16 protein-coding genes, 1 tRNA gene and 1 pseudogene are annotated in these 13,096 nt (G+C 41.8%); 14 read left to right on the top strand and 4 right to left on the bottom strand.

Annotation, left to right across the window (positions count from 1 at the left end):
* Positions 1–104: 104 nt before the first annotated feature.
* Complete coding sequence (gene ilvA / locus HWQ40_RS33510) at positions 105–1,616, bottom strand: threonine ammonia-lyase, biosynthetic (RefSeq protein ID WP_292786494.1); 1,512 nt, start codon at positions 1,614–1,616, stop codon at positions 105–107.
* Positions 1,617–2,020: 404 nt separating this feature from the next.
* On the opposite strand from ilvA, the gene HWQ40_RS33505 reads away from it, so the two are divergent.
* The 3 genes from HWQ40_RS33505 to HWQ40_RS33495 all read left to right on the top strand — a co-directional run bounded on the left by HWQ40_RS33505 (position 2,021) and on the right by HWQ40_RS33495 (position 4,324).
* Positions 2,021–2,326 (top strand): RNA-binding protein, encoded by a 306-nt coding sequence (locus HWQ40_RS33505; RefSeq protein WP_104905435.1) that lies wholly within the window; start codon positions 2,021–2,023, stop codon positions 2,324–2,326.
* A 185-nt stretch (positions 2,327–2,511) separates the two neighbouring features.
* Positions 2,512–3,036: a hypothetical protein gene (locus HWQ40_RS33500; RefSeq protein WP_292786489.1), complete on the top strand. Its 525-nt coding sequence runs from the start codon at positions 2,512–2,514 to the stop codon at positions 3,034–3,036.
* Between the two features lie 259 nt (positions 3,037–3,295).
* Positions 3,296–4,324, top strand: a complete 1,029-nt coding sequence (locus HWQ40_RS33495; protein ID WP_292786487.1) for an aldo/keto reductase — start codon at positions 3,296–3,298, stop codon at positions 4,322–4,324.
* Between the two features lie 134 nt (positions 4,325–4,458).
* On the opposite strand, the gene HWQ40_RS33490 is transcribed toward HWQ40_RS33495, so the two are convergent.
* On the bottom strand, positions 4,459–4,854 hold the full coding sequence (locus tag HWQ40_RS33490) for a hypothetical protein (RefSeq protein WP_292786484.1): 396 nt from the start codon (positions 4,852–4,854) through the stop codon (positions 4,459–4,461).
* Between the two features lie 538 nt (positions 4,855–5,392).
* On the opposite strand from HWQ40_RS33490, the gene HWQ40_RS33485 reads away from it, so the two are divergent.
* The 7 genes from HWQ40_RS33485 (at position 5,393) to HWQ40_RS33455 (ending at position 8,184) form a co-directional block, all read left to right on the top strand.
* Positions 5,393–5,827 (top strand): hypothetical protein, encoded by a 435-nt coding sequence (locus HWQ40_RS33485; RefSeq protein WP_292786482.1) that lies wholly within the window; start codon positions 5,393–5,395, stop codon positions 5,825–5,827.
* A gap of 99 nt (positions 5,828–5,926) precedes the next feature.
* Positions 5,927–6,169 carry a hypothetical protein gene (locus HWQ40_RS33480; RefSeq protein ID WP_292786480.1) on the top strand — a complete coding sequence of 81 codons (243 nt, stop codon included), beginning with the start codon at positions 5,927–5,929 and terminating at the stop codon, positions 6,167–6,169.
* Positions 6,170–6,215: 46 nt separating this feature from the next.
* Positions 6,216–6,527: a tetratricopeptide repeat protein gene (locus tag HWQ40_RS33475; protein ID WP_292786576.1), complete on the top strand. Its 312-nt coding sequence runs from the start codon at positions 6,216–6,218 to the stop codon at positions 6,525–6,527.
* Positions 6,528–6,630: 103 nt separating this feature from the next.
* Positions 6,631–6,993 (top strand): hypothetical protein, encoded by a 363-nt coding sequence (locus tag HWQ40_RS33470; protein ID WP_292786479.1) that lies wholly within the window; start codon positions 6,631–6,633, stop codon positions 6,991–6,993.
* The gene (locus HWQ40_RS33465) at positions 6,993–7,427 is read left to right on the top strand and encodes a PIN domain-containing protein (RefSeq protein WP_292786477.1); all 435 of its coding nucleotides are present in this window, start codon (positions 6,993–6,995) and stop codon (positions 7,425–7,427) included. The genes HWQ40_RS33470 and HWQ40_RS33465 overlap by 1 nt, the downstream gene beginning before the upstream one ends.
* A gap of 185 nt (positions 7,428–7,612) precedes the next feature.
* Positions 7,613–7,867 (top strand): type II toxin-antitoxin system ParD family antitoxin, encoded by a 255-nt coding sequence (locus HWQ40_RS33460; protein WP_292786474.1) that lies wholly within the window; start codon positions 7,613–7,615, stop codon positions 7,865–7,867.
* Positions 7,867–8,184, top strand: coding sequence for a type II toxin-antitoxin system RelE/ParE family toxin (locus HWQ40_RS33455; protein WP_292786471.1), 318 nt, complete (start codon positions 7,867–7,869; stop codon positions 8,182–8,184). Before HWQ40_RS33460 ends, HWQ40_RS33455 begins: the two co-directional genes overlap by 1 nt.
* A 64-nt stretch (positions 8,185–8,248) precedes the next feature.
* Here HWQ40_RS33455 and HWQ40_RS33450 read toward each other — a convergent pair whose 3' ends face one another.
* Together HWQ40_RS33450 and HWQ40_RS33445 are read right to left on the bottom strand one after the other, a co-directional pair.
* Positions 8,249–9,049 (bottom strand): Uma2 family endonuclease, encoded by an 801-nt coding sequence (locus HWQ40_RS33450; RefSeq protein ID WP_292786469.1) that lies wholly within the window; start codon positions 9,047–9,049, stop codon positions 8,249–8,251.
* A 64-nt stretch (positions 9,050–9,113) separates the two neighbouring features.
* Positions 9,114–10,340, bottom strand: a complete 1,227-nt coding sequence (locus tag HWQ40_RS33445) for a hypothetical protein (RefSeq protein WP_292786467.1) — start codon at positions 10,338–10,340, stop codon at positions 9,114–9,116.
* Positions 10,341–10,697: 357 nt separating this feature from the next.
* On the opposite strand from HWQ40_RS33445, the gene HWQ40_RS33440 reads away from it, so the two are divergent.
* The 4 genes and pseudogenes from HWQ40_RS33440 to HWQ40_RS33425 all read left to right on the top strand — a co-directional run bounded on the left by HWQ40_RS33440 (position 10,698) and on the right by HWQ40_RS33425 (position 13,065).
* Positions 10,698–11,288: a chromophore lyase CpcT/CpeT gene (locus tag HWQ40_RS33440; RefSeq protein ID WP_292786464.1), complete on the top strand. Its 591-nt coding sequence runs from the start codon at positions 10,698–10,700 to the stop codon at positions 11,286–11,288.
* Positions 11,289–11,524: 236 nt separating this feature from the next.
* Positions 11,525–11,595, top strand: a tRNA-Cys gene (locus HWQ40_RS33435).
* Between the two features lie 307 nt (positions 11,596–11,902).
* A pseudogene (locus tag HWQ40_RS33430) lies at positions 11,903–12,025 on the top strand (hypothetical protein); the annotation flags it as partial.
* A 122-nt stretch (positions 12,026–12,147) separates the two neighbouring features.
* Entirely contained in the window at positions 12,148–13,065 is a 918-nt protein-coding gene (locus tag HWQ40_RS33425) for a site-specific integrase (RefSeq protein WP_292786461.1), read from the top strand.
* The last annotated feature ends 31 nt before the right edge of the window (positions 13,066–13,096 follow it).

The following is a 13,096-nucleotide window of genomic DNA, read 5'->3' as shown; positions in this document are numbered from 1 at the left end:
GGGCATGGGGCATGGGGCGGATGGGGCATGGGGCATGGGGCATTGTTATACTGCCCCTCTGCTCCCCTGCTCCTCTGCCCCTCTGCCTCTTCCCCATTCCCCACCTATCCCAAAAATAGCTTGTATGCCGGATTTTTGTTTTCATCCCAATAGCGATAGCCGAGGTGATCGAGAAAAGCTTGCCACTCTTCCATCTCGTAGGGAGGAACTTGGATACCAACAACGATTCGTCCGTAGTCTGCACCGTTGTTGCGGTAGTGAAAAAGACTAATATTCCAGTCGGGACTCATGGAAGTCACAAATTTCATCAATGCGCCGGGACGTTCGGGAAACTCAAAACGGTAGAGCAATTCATTGTTAGCTAGGGGAGAGTGTCCACCTACCATGTGCCGCAGATGTAGTTTAGTTAGCTCGTCGTCTGTTAAATCAAGGGTTTCAAATCCTTGCGCTTCAAAGTTTTCTACCATCTTGACAGCATCAGCACGGTTTTGAATTTGCACACCGACAAAAATATGGGCTGTTTTTTCATCGGCAATACGATAATTAAACTCGGTCAGATTACGGTTGCCAATACATTCACAAAACTGGCGAATACTTCCCCGTTCCTCTGGAATTGTGACTGCAAAGATCGCTTCGCGGCGTTCGCCCAACTCTGCGCGTTCTGCCACAAAGCGGAGGCGATCGAAATTCATGTTTGCACCACAGGCGACAGCAATTAAGGTTTGTCCCTCGATTTGTTCTCGTTCGGCGTAGGCTTTGGCAGCTGCGATCGCTAATGCACCTGCTGGTTCTAAAATGGATCGCGTATCCTCAAACACGTCTTTAATCGCAGCACAAGTATCGTCTGTACCCACTAAAATAATTTCATCTACATACTGCTGACATAAACGGAAGGTTTCTTCACCTACTTCCCGCACTGCTACGCCATCAGCAAATAACCCCACTTGGGACAAGCGCACCCGATGTCCGGCTTTGAGCGATTGAGACATGGCATCAGCATCTACTGGTTCAACACCAATAATCTTGATTTCGGGACGCAACCGTTTCACATAAGCCCCAATCCCAGAAATTAATCCGCCGCCTCCAATTGCGACAAAAATCGCATGGATGGGTTGCTGATATTGCCGTAAAATTTCCATCCCAATTGTTCCCTGTCCAGCAATTACATGGGGATCGTCAAAGGGATGAATAAAGGTTAATCCTTTTTCTACTTCTAATTCACGCGCATAGCTATAAGCATCATCATAAGTGTTTCCATGTAATATGACTGCTCCGCCCCTCATTCTCACCGCATCCACCTTCACTTGGGGTGTGGTTACTGGCATAACGATAATCGCTTTGGTTCCCAAACGATTGGCTGCAAGGGCGACTCCTTGAGCATGGTTCCCCGCAGATGCTGCAATTACACCCTTTGTCAATATATCTGGCGGTAGTTGCACCATCTTGTTATAAGCACCCCGCAGTTTAAAGGAAAATACTGACTGCATATCCTCACGTTTCAACAGAAGTTGATTATTCAGCCGCGCGGACAAATTTGGAGCATACTCCAGTGGTGTTTCCTGGGCAACATCATAGACACGGGCAGTCAGGATTTGGATGAGGTAGTCGCAAAACATGGGCGTCAAGCTGTTAGCAAATGCTGGATGGAGATTAATTTTACGTTACAAGCGATCGCACTGGTTTTATTGAATTGTTCTCTCTCGAAATTTTGATTGCACAAAATCTAAAAATTACTAATTAATACTCTTTGAAGAGAAATAAGTTCAGTTATGGAAATTTTTTGATGACTGCAAATTTCATGCGATCGCTGGTAGGTTGATTTTAAACGAGTTTTGCCAACTATCCGAGTATTTAGATCTACAGATTAAGTATACTGCTGCTTAAGAACATAACTTCTCAATTTATGTTAAAGTATGCGTGGAAGATAGAAATTCGGCTGTACAGTTTGTTTTTATATATACTTGTATTACAGACCTCTCCGGATCTAAATCTCTACATCCCCTGATTCTGGAGACATTATATGTCAATTTACGTCGGCAATCTATCTTATGAGGTTAAAGAAGATGACCTCCGGCAAGTCTTTGCAGAATATGGAACTGTAAAAAATGTTCAATTGCCTATCGACCGAGAAACAGGACGCATGAGAGGTTTCGGGTTTGTGGAATTGGAATCAGACGCCCAAGAACAAGCGGCAATTGATGCGCTTGATAATGCTGAATGGATGGGTCGAAGCTTAAAAGTTAATAAAGCCAAGCCCAAGACAGACGGCGGTTCCTCTGGTGGTAGACGAGGAAACTATGGTGGTGGTGGTGGTGGCCGCTATTAAAAACTAAAACCAAAAATTTAACTCTAAGGTCTTGAGGGCAGACAAGGGGTCTGCCTTTTTTGTGCTTCGGTTAAACGAAGAAAGGCAGAGAGCAGGATGCAGGAGGTTTTAGGAAATAATTTTTATGAAGCCATGCGTTAGGGTAGCTTACCGCAGGTATCGTTTTTTTAATAGGTATAGCAACCATGAACCCCGAAGCTAAACATATTGTTAACGAACTAAGGCATAAGTTCTACTCTAACTTTGCTGCTGTTATGAATATGCCGGTACTTATAACTGGTACATCTTATAGTAGTAATTCACCGATCGCATCTTGGATGGATCGTAGACAGAGACTAAACTATATAAATGTATACGCTTATACAGCACCCGATGAATTTGTCCCATTCCGCCCATTCATTCTGCGACTGGCTATTAACAAGAGTGCTGGTAGAGTGACAACGATTAGAAAAGGACAAGTCTGCCGTGGTCTGAATTTGTTGTGGGATTTCGAGTTAACTGTACTACCAAAAGAAATCTTAGACTTTCTTCCCTGGATAGTTAACTTAGTTGAGGCCCAGGATAAAGGTTCGCCCTTGTTGCTAGAATCACCACCCCATTCATTTGAATTAAAAATGTCAGAGGCCAGATTATTTAATAACGCCTGGACTGAAACAGCTTGGCTCTTAGCAAATTCGACAATATCCCGTAATAGTAGTCTGTCAAGTTGAAATTAGACTTCTTGCATGAATCAAAACCCCTCACCCTAAATCCCTCTCCCAAGCTTGGGAGAGGGACTTTGAAATTGGCTCCCCTTCTCCCAAAATTGGGAGAAGGGGTTGGGGGATGAAGGCAAATTTTGCATTTGTGCAAGAGGTCTATTGATGAATCAGGATTACAGGGAGATTATAACTATCTCAAATTTTCAGGAATGATTGAGGACTGCTATATATGCCTGATAATTAATAAGGCAATCTACAAACAGCAAAGATGCAGACTCTCCAAAAACTCTCACTCCCAAGCATGGGCTGCGGCACTTGGGCCTGGGGCAACCAACTGCTTTGGGGATATGACGAAAGTATGGATGAGCAGTTGCAAGCCGTCTTTAACCTTTGTGTAAGCAACGGTGTAACTTTATTTGATACAGGCGATTCTTACGGAACGGGGAGATTGAATGGTCGGAGTGAGTCACTTCTGGGACGATTCAACCGAGAATATGTAGGTTCAGGCAAAGAAAATATTTGTATTGCAACTAAGCTTGCTGCTTACCCGTGGAGATGGACACGTCAATCAATGGTAAGGGCTTGCCAGTCATCTGCCCAACGCTTGGGAAGAAATGTTGATTTGGTACAGATGCACTGGTCAACAGCAAACTATGCTCCTTGGCAAGAAGAAGGACTTTTAGATGGTCTTGCCGATTTGTATGAGCAAGGACTGGTCAAAGGAGTGGGATTATCCAATTATGGGCCGAAACGGCTTCAGCGAGTGCAGAAAAAATTCGCTCAACGAGGTGTTCCGATTACAACTGTGCAAGTTCAATATTCTCTGTTGTCTACATATCCTGTCACTCAACTCAAGCTCAAAGACCTTTGTGATGAGTTAGACATTAAATTGATTGCCTACAGCCCTCTAGCTTTGGGACTACTGACAGGAAAATACTCTGAGCAAGGCCCTTTGCCTAAAGGCATTCGAGGTCTGTTATTTAAGCAAATATTATCAGGAATGCGTAGAGGCGTTCGCGCAGCGTCTTGTAGAGAAGCGGCTTCTGCTAGCAAATCGCTTTTGGAATGTTTGCGAGAGGTAGCACAGTTCAGAAACAAAACTATGTCACAGGTAGCAATTAATTGGTGCATCTGTAAAGGAACCATTCCCATCCCTGGAGCAAAAAGCGTAGAACAAGCGAGGGAGAATCTTGGGGCGTTGGGTTGGCAATTAGACGCTGGTGAGATTGCAGAGTTGGATAAGGCGGCGGCGAATACAGACAAAAAAATGGTACAAAATATCTTTCAAACTAAGTGATTCAAGGTCGCTGAATTAGAATATGAATCATTGCAAACAGGTGTTTTGACCAAGACTGAGATGGGAATGGTGTAGTTCAATTATTTGAAAAGCGCTGTCAAATCAAGACTTTTGTTAGGAGTCTATTGATGAGCTTATGCAGTTTGGGTATTATTATTATAGACTTCATCTGTACTAGCTTTTAAGCGATTGACTAAGCTTCTGCGGACGCGATCGCTTTTGCGAACACCACCCGCCATCTCATATTCATGGCTGTCTTTGCCGTACTTAAAGGCAACTCCCAGGAGCATTTTTTCAGTCAGTTCGCTCAAACTTTTTTCCAACTCTTTCATCTCACTTGTATAAGAGTCAATCACAGCCAGAGTCGTATTATAAGTATCTATTTTGCTACGGTATTGCTGAATCATTTGTGTAAGATTTTGCAAGTTCCGAGCATCTCCAAAATCCATGCTGGGATCAATGGCTTTGAGTCCGGCGATTCTCAATTCAGCTTTTTCTAGAACGCGATATGTACGCTTTTGGCGAGGCATAATTATCTTCTTTTTATGGTGTTCTAGAGCTAGCTTGCCCTACTAAAGCCTAATTTTGGTTGGGTAAAATCCACAAATATTGGTATCTTATGTAACTATAGTCTCAGCAATATCAACTAAAATAATGATGTTTGTAACGAAAATCGTCGTGATGGTAACTAAATTCGTAACACTGTAACGAAAATTATGATGTTTGTAACAAAAATCGTCGTGGTAGTAACTAAACTCGTTATTTTAGTAACAAGTTCGTAACACTGTAACGAAAATTATGATGTTTGTAACAAAAATTGTCGTAGTAGTAACTAAACTCATGATTTTAGTAACTTAAAGCGCAATGTTAGTGGCGATGTTAGTAACGGCAACTGGTTTCAATTCCAAAAAACCTAGATATCAGACGCAATGAATAGAGAAAATAATGCTGAACTATGCAAAATCTGTAACGCTGAGTTAAATCTGGGTTTTTTAACTTAGCTGCGGAATTTAGAACAAAAGCGGTGTGTTAATAATTAGATAGCATATACATAGTCAAGGCAGGATTATGATATTTGAAACTGCGGCGATCGCTGTTGGCACTATAATAGCCACCAAAGCCTTAGAAAAAACAACCGAAAAGGTAACAGAGTCTTTAGTGGATAAGACTGGCAAGTTTCTCGTCACGCTGAAAAAACAGTCTCCCCATACTGTAGCAGCGATCGAGAAAGCACCAGAGCAACCACTCGATTATGGTAAGGCTCTGCTAGAGGTGGAATCTGCGGCTAAAGCTAATCCTGAAGTGGCAGAAGCAATAAAAGAATTGGCAGAAGCAGCTAAAGCTGAACCAAATCCTAAATTTATCCAATCTATACAAGAATTTGCCGATACGCTGAAGTCGCAACCGCAACAGCCAAATAGTATTAACTATCAAAATTTGGCAGATGAGATAAAGAATGTTTTCCAAGGCAATACATTTAATGCCCCAGTCACCTTTAACTGACCAAAGTCGTCTGACGGGGAACGGACAAAGTTAAGCCCCACAAAATCTATTCCTTATCGCGGTTCTGTTAATTTCGTCGGGCGAGAAACAGAACTGACAATGGTGCATGAAGACTTGCAGCGCGGAAATTATGTAGCAATAGCGGGAATGGGTGGCGTGGGCAAAACTGAATTAGCTACCCAATACGCCAGACGATACGAACAATATTATGGCGGGATTACCTGGTTTAACGACAGAGAAACCAATCTTGCCGCCGAAGTTTTAGAGTTTTTTCAGTTGCAGTTAGGTTTTGAGATTCCCCAAGAACTAGGAGGAGAACTTTTAAGGACAAGGATTATATAAATTAGCAGAACCTTGGTATGAGGATGGCGTAAATGTTTGCAAAGCTCTGTTTGCTGGCGACCATCCCAATGTGGCTACTAGCTTGAACAATTTAGCAGGACTCTACAAAAGCCAAGGGAGGTACAGCGATGCCGAACCACTATACAGTGATGCTTTGGCAATGTGCGATCGCATTTTAGGAGTTAATCATCCCACTACCGCGACAATTCGACAAAATCTAGCAATCCTGCAACGCCAGTCTACTCCCCGTCCTATCCGGAAACGTCGGTTAGGTCAATTTGTGCAAACCTTAAAGGCGATATTAATTTTACCGTTTTCTCTGTTGTGGCGATTGGCTAAAAAATTAATTCGTAATTAAAAGAGCGGGTTCAGGCGATAGAGTTTGCAATCTAGTAGTTTAGAGCGATCGTCGAAGACGTTGCCGAAGGCATCGCTTTTCTCTCATCAACACAAATAAATGCGTGAGCGTAGACTGTGGTAGGCGATCGCCTTTTACAATTGGAGTATTAATTGTATTTACGTCTATGAACTTTCCTCCCCAACTCCAACAAAAGATTGAAAAATGGGCAAGCAGTCAGGGAATTTCGACTGAGCAGTTTGTTTTGCAAGCTATTGCAGAAAAAATTGACACGCTGAGTCAGCAAGTCACTGAAAAATATACTCAACAAAACTCTGAGATGACCAATGTACTGCCTCTTAACCAACCAAACATTTATCGAAAAGAAGGGATTTTAGTTGTAGAGGCAGAATTACCAGAAAACTTTGATGTTAATACCTTTATAGATGAGTTGAGAGAAGAACGCATTCAGGATCAAATAACTTAATGAAAGTCTTGTTTGATACTTCTGTGTTAGTTCCTGCATTCATTGTCAATCACCCGCAACATTCTGTTTGCTTTTCCAAGATTAAAGCTGCAAAATCTGGGCAAATCCAAGGGTTTATCTCAACTCACAGTTTAGCTGAAACATATTCTGTCATCACCCGCTTACCCATTCAGCCGCCTATTAGTCCCCAACAAGCTGAGATGATTATTGTAGATATGTCACAGTATTTAGAGGGAGTTCCACTGCTTTTCAATGACTATCAGGCTGCAATCGCTCAAATGGCAACCTTAAATCTTCCAGGTGGCGGTATTTTTGATGCTTTAATTGCTCAAGCTGCTTTAAAAGCAGAGGTAGACGCTTTGTTGACCCTGAATCCAAATCACTTTACTCGTTTGGGAAATGCAATCGCTCACATTGTGCAAGTCCCCGATTAAATGCGTAGACGCTTCTTTGGCTTGTCGTTAGACATCGCTTTTCTCTCATCAACACAAATGCGTAGGCATAGCCCATCGTAGACATCGCCTACAATGGGGCAAGCTAATCGCAGAAATTTCTTCAAAGACAATGCCTAATAACCTTGATAACATGGAAAAAATAGTTTAACCTCACTGCCAAGGTTATGAGTAACATTAATATTTCCTTGCCTGAGTCGATGAAAGCCTTTGTTGAAGAACAAGTGGCTCAAGGTGGCTACGGTTCAGTTAGCGAATATCTACAAGAGTTAATCACTCAAGACCAAAAACGCAAGATGCAAGAACATATAGAAGAACTTTTAATTGCAGGACTTGAAAGTGGAGAGACAATAGAAGTTAATGATCAATGGTGGCAGCAAAAACGCACACATTTGATCGACCAGATGCATCAAGAGAAATAATGACAAAGCGGATAGTCATTACACCCAAAGGCAGTTTAGATATTGATGAGTATTTTGCTTACATTGCCCAAGACAACCCCGACACCGCTCTTTTATTTTTTGACTCTGTAAGAGAAACTTTTGCACAGTTAGCAAGAATGCCTGGAATGGGTAGCCGTTATCCTCTGGATAATCTTCGTTTACAAGGTTTACGTAAATGGGCTGTTAAGGGATTTAAAAAGTATCTAATTTTTTACTTTGAGCAAGATGAAAGCATTCAAGTTGTGCGAATTCTCTATGCAGGGCAAGATATAGAAAGGATTTTAGAACAGGAGTGATATTGATTAGCGATCGCTTGTATGATTGCGTTGGTGGAGCGATCGCTTCAACAAATCCCACAAATCATCCATCCTTTTCAGTATCTATCTCAGATACATTCAAACCTGTTAACCTCGCTACCTGTTCTACTGTCATCCCAGACTCAAGTAAGTTGTGTGCAGTTTGTAATAACTGCAATTCTGCCTTGTCTGCCCTTTGGCGTTCTTGTTCTGTCCTTTGGCTTTCTTGTTCTGCCCTTTGACGTTGCTTTTCTTCAGGAGTTGGCAGCAATTCTCCTGCCAAAATTGCCCAGCGTAACCAAGTAGTATCAATACCTTTATAACTTCCCTGCCACAACTGCAATCCTAACCCTAAGGATTGACTCACCAACTGATTTTGAGCATTTACTACAATAGGTTGATAAGCTCCTTTTTCAATAGAGAAACCAGCCAAATCATTAGGGTTAAAAGGGTCATACCAGAAATATTCTGGCACACGCATTTGATTTTGATAAATTAGTTTTTTCTCATTTTTGTCTGCTTGGGCTGTGCTATCAGAAAGCAATTCAATGACTATATCTGGTGTTTTCCCCTCTTCCCAAACCACCCAACTGCGACGTTCTCCTTTCGGGACTCCCAACACAGCAAAAAAGTCTGGCCCTTTAAAGTCTTTGTTTCGCACCTGGGCCAGACTGTAGTAAACAAACATATTACCGCCGATAAACCCATCTTCTCGTTCTTCCAACCAAGGTATCAGAGCATCGATCAGCAAATCCATCTGGGCTTTGTGTCGTGGGCTTTCCATCGGAATACCGTCATCGTCTGGTAATTCTGCTTGAGTGGGTGGGAGTTGAATATCTGGTGCAGCTAGGGTAGTTTCTGACATAGCTTTTCACCTTGTGGGTAGGCGTGGCGGGTATTTTTATGTTAAGCGATCGCAGAAATTTCAGTTAATTTGCTTTCGATAGTTTTTCAATTTGTCCAGTAAAGTATGCTTCTTCATGTTTGAGTTGTTGCGCCAGTTTTAACCCTTGTTTAAAAGCTGTTAGTGCTTGAGGAAATTCTTTGCGTTCTAGATACAATTGCCCAATTTGGTCATAAGCTTGCATCATTCCGTAAAAGTTGGCGGCTTGCCCCTGTATCTGCACCAGAATTTCGCTAGCCTGCAAAGCCTCCTCTGTTTGTCCTTGGGAACGATACAACACAATTAACTTCTGCAAAGCATCACCAGCACGAACGTACTCCTTTAATTGCCAAGCAGTGGTATAAGCCTCTTGATAATTTTTAAAAGCTTCTAGCAGTAAGTTAGGATCTTTCTTAGCTAAAGATTCGTAATCTGAAGCGATCGCTAGCTTTAATTCTGGTATTTCTGTAAGCTTATTTTCATTGACATAAATTTCTGCTAGTTTGTTAAGTACATTCAATGACTGTTGCGGTTGGTTTGTCTGCTCGTAAATATCAGCCAGCTTTTGCAGATATGTTACTTCGTTGACACGATCGCCAAGAGATGTAGCTAAACTCAACAATTCCTCATAGATTGGTGCAGCTTTGCGATAATCAAACCAACTTAAATGCAGTTCTCCAATTGTTTTGAGGGTTTCTAATACTGCTGTTTGATCTTTTTGTTGTCGCACTACTAGCAAAACTTGGTCGTAAGCTTCTATAGCCAGTTTAGACGAGCGCACATTTTTGTAAGCTTCACCTAGCGATCGCCACAATTCTAGATCGATTGGGGCAGTTTTTTTCTGAGATTGGGCTTGCTTTTGAATTGCTTGCAATCGTTGCGTAATATATTGTACTTCTTGTGCGTCATTTAGCTTCCAAGCGATCGCCCCAACTCTAGATAATGCTTGCACCTCTGCTAATGAACCTAAAAAGCGCCGCAATCGCAATTCTCGATTCCAAATTTCAAACGCCGCAATCGGTTCACCTGCTTGCAGTTTCGCCGCAGCTTTTTGATTTAACGCATCCAAAGCTGGTTCTAACTTTTGGCGTTCTTGGAGAGTTAACGGCTGTTTATCCTTGGGCGATCGCGGTGACAGTGGATCGGGTGTGGTAATCTCTAGAGGGCTAGGAGGAAATTTATCAGGTGGTTTCGGCGGTTTACTCTCTGCCAGTGTTAAGGAATTACTAAAGAGTATAGTGGCAGTAGCGATCGCAATTAAGTGCCTGAGCATGGATACTTTACTTTGGCTTGAGTGAGTTAGATGAGATAATTAGAGATTATCCCCATCCCTATTATTGACTAACTATTCTCCAGCTTTACAAGAAAAGCCTACCTGAGAGCTATATCGCTTCAGCATACAGATAAAAGACAGTGTGCGGATTTTGTAAAAATAAATGCTTAACGAGTTCTAGTTATTAGATACAAGATGTCAGCAGTTTAACTTGTACTGAAGCAGCCTGATTTTCTCCAGTCAAAGCATCCATCATAGATATAATTTAAAAATTGCGATCGCAATCAGGATTTTTGAGTCTAGGGAGTGTCAAAATAATCCTAGATAATATTCAAGCAACTAGTCGATCGTTTTGTAATGACTCATTCTACTGATATCGCCACCTTAGCCCGCTGGATGGCAGCTGACTTTAGCAATCAAGAACAAGCTTTTGAAAATCCGCCTTTTTATGCCCATATCCGTGTGTGTATCCGTCCCCTTCCCTTGGAATTGTTCTCAGGGGTAAGTTTGTTTCTCGAACAAGCTTATGATTTTTTGCTCAATCAACCCTACCGGATGCGGGTAATGAAGTTGATTCCGGCAGAAAACCACATTGCGATTGAACACTATACCGTTAAAGAAGAAGAAAAATTTTACGGTGCATCTCGTCAACCCGAACGCCTCAAAGAGTTGTCTGTTGACCAATTGGAAAAAATGCCAGGTTGCAACATGATTGTAGAGTGGACAGGTAAGAGCTTTAAAGGCAGAGTTGAACCTGGTAAAGGCTGCATAGTGGTTCGTGACGGCAAAAATACTTATCTGGATAACGAATTTGAGATTGACGCTAAAGAATTTTTCAGCCTCGATCGGGGAAGGGATTTAGACACCGATGAACGTCTCTGGGGTTCTATCGCCGGCCCATTTCACTTTCTCCGTTGGGGTAGTTTTGCCGATGAAGTAAAGGTGTAACAAATGAGGAGTGAAGAATTACAACTTTCTTTAATCAGCTAAGAGTTGTTTGTGCTGTGGTCAACTTGTAATCGCCACTTTTTAGCGATCGCCTAAAGACTACCAGAAACATCCAGTTAACCTACTATTTCTACCTCAGAATCCTATGCTATCATGGTTTAACTAGCGCCCTATGACTACTAAATGGGTACTAAGATACCTTAGCAACATTAAAGTAGTCCAGGGAATCTTGCTGTGGCGGCATAGCCAAGTGGTAAGGCAGAGGTCTGCAAAACCTTCACCCCCGGTTCAAATCCGGGTGCCGCCTTCAAAGAAATATAAGCATTACAGGGCTTTGAAGCCCTTTTTTAATGGTAGTTGTAGGGCTTGTTTCCAGAGCCTTCCAATATTTTTGGGGTAATTTTGGGTAGTTTGGGTAAAGAACTGGGGTAAAACTGGGGTAAAAATGTAAGGTAAAGGTTTTTACCCCAATAAGTATTTCTGGGGTAAAACTGGGGTAAATTGCAAGGATAAAGGTCTTTACCCCAGTTAATTACCCTTATGGAATCCTAAAAATCTCAAAGTATTGCCCATCGGCGTTCAGTGCAGATTAAGAACTCTAACGGCAGTCTCCAATTAGTTTTTCTCATCCTATTGTTACGCCGACGGGAGAGCTAAAAACCAAGCGTTTCTACCTTTCGACAAGGCACTACGATACACCTTTAGGAAGACACCAAGCATCGACTTTAGCGGCAACAATCCAGAGGTCTATTGACTATGGAGAGTTTGATGCCAGTTTAGCTAAGTACAAACCAGCAGCTTCATTAAGTACCGTTAGCCCAATTACGCCAATTAGTCTTCAGCTACCCTCCAATATGACTTGGGAGAATTATGGGAAAAATATGCTGAGTTTAAAAAACCACAGGTTAGTCCTTCTACTTATGCGGTTGACTACCGCAAGTATCGCAATCACATTGCTAAATTACCAACTAAAATTTTAGATGATGCGATCGCAATTCGAGACTATTTACTTGCAAATCTCAGTGCTAATGCCGCCAAACGTACTTTGACAAATATAAATGCTTGCTGGGATTGGGCACTCAAGAGTCAGCTAGTTGAATCCAATCCCTTTCAAAGTATGGCAAAAGATATTCAAATGCCGAAGTCAGAATCAGCAGAATATGAAATTAATCCCTTTACTAAGGAAGAACGGGATAGCATAATTCAAGCATTTGAGGAGAGCAAACTCTACAGTTACTATGCTCCTTTAGTAAAATTATTATTTTTCACTGGGTGCAGACCATCAGAAGCGATCGCTCTACAATGGAAGCATATCAGTGATAAATACATTACCTTTGAGCAAGCAATTACCATCAGTACTAAAGGGCTAGCTCTCAAAGATGGATTAAAAACCCAAAGCCAAAGACGTTTTCCGATTAATAATCAGCACCGTGAAATTTTAGACTCTATCAAGCCAGAGAACTGTAACCTAGATTATTTTATCTTTAGAAGCAAGAAAGGCGGCATAGTAGACTTTGGAGATTTTCTTAATCATGCTTGGAAATGTTACAAAAATCATCGTGGTACACATATAGATGGCATCGTAACTCACCTTGTAAAACAGGGTGTAGTCAGCGAATATCGCAAACCTCACCAATGCAGACACACTTTTATTACTCTTTGCCTAGAAGCTGATATTGATGCGAAGGATGTAGGAAGGTGGGTTGGTAACTCTCCAGAAATTATTTACAAGCATTACGCAGGTAATAAACGTAACCTACAGGTGCCAGAACTATAAACTTGTTGAATTAAAATATAGGCGATCGCCT

Origin of the sequence: Nostoc sp. NMS9 (assembly GCF_017114995.1) — a bacterium.
Lineage (GTDB): Bacteria > Cyanobacteriota > Cyanobacteriia > Cyanobacteriales > Nostocaceae > Nostoc.
Note: the sequence above shows the minus strand (reverse complement) of the source record. Positions and strands in the feature narration are given on the sequence as shown.

Excerpts from the sequence above, each read along its gene's own strand:
- ilvA (WP_292786494.1), bottom strand. The coding sequence starts at position 1,616 with ATGTTTTGCGACTACCTCATCCAAATCCTGACTGCCCGTGTCTATGAT.
- HWQ40_RS33505 (WP_104905435.1), top strand. The coding sequence starts at position 2,021 with ATGTCAATTTACGTCGGCAATCTATCTTATGAGGTTAAAGAAGATGAC.
- HWQ40_RS33500 (WP_292786489.1), top strand. The coding sequence starts at position 2,512 with ATGAACCCCGAAGCTAAACATATTGTTAACGAACTAAGGCATAAGTTC.
- HWQ40_RS33495 (WP_292786487.1), top strand. The coding sequence starts at position 3,296 with ATGCAGACTCTCCAAAAACTCTCACTCCCAAGCATGGGCTGCGGCACT.
- HWQ40_RS33490 (WP_292786484.1), bottom strand. The coding sequence starts at position 4,854 with ATGCCTCGCCAAAAGCGTACATATCGCGTTCTAGAAAAAGCTGAATTG.
- HWQ40_RS33485 (WP_292786482.1), top strand. The coding sequence starts at position 5,393 with ATGATATTTGAAACTGCGGCGATCGCTGTTGGCACTATAATAGCCACC.
- HWQ40_RS33480 (WP_292786480.1), top strand. The coding sequence starts at position 5,927 with ATGGTGCATGAAGACTTGCAGCGCGGAAATTATGTAGCAATAGCGGGA.
- HWQ40_RS33465 (WP_292786477.1), top strand. The coding sequence starts at position 6,993 with ATGAAAGTCTTGTTTGATACTTCTGTGTTAGTTCCTGCATTCATTGTC.
- HWQ40_RS33460 (WP_292786474.1), top strand. The coding sequence starts at position 7,613 with ATGAGTAACATTAATATTTCCTTGCCTGAGTCGATGAAAGCCTTTGTT.
- HWQ40_RS33455 (WP_292786471.1), top strand. The coding sequence starts at position 7,867 with ATGACAAAGCGGATAGTCATTACACCCAAAGGCAGTTTAGATATTGAT.
- HWQ40_RS33450 (WP_292786469.1), bottom strand. The coding sequence starts at position 9,049 with ATGTCAGAAACTACCCTAGCTGCACCAGATATTCAACTCCCACCCACT.
- HWQ40_RS33445 (WP_292786467.1), bottom strand. The coding sequence starts at position 10,340 with ATGCTCAGGCACTTAATTGCGATCGCTACTGCCACTATACTCTTTAGT.
- HWQ40_RS33440 (WP_292786464.1), top strand. The coding sequence starts at position 10,698 with ATGACTCATTCTACTGATATCGCCACCTTAGCCCGCTGGATGGCAGCT.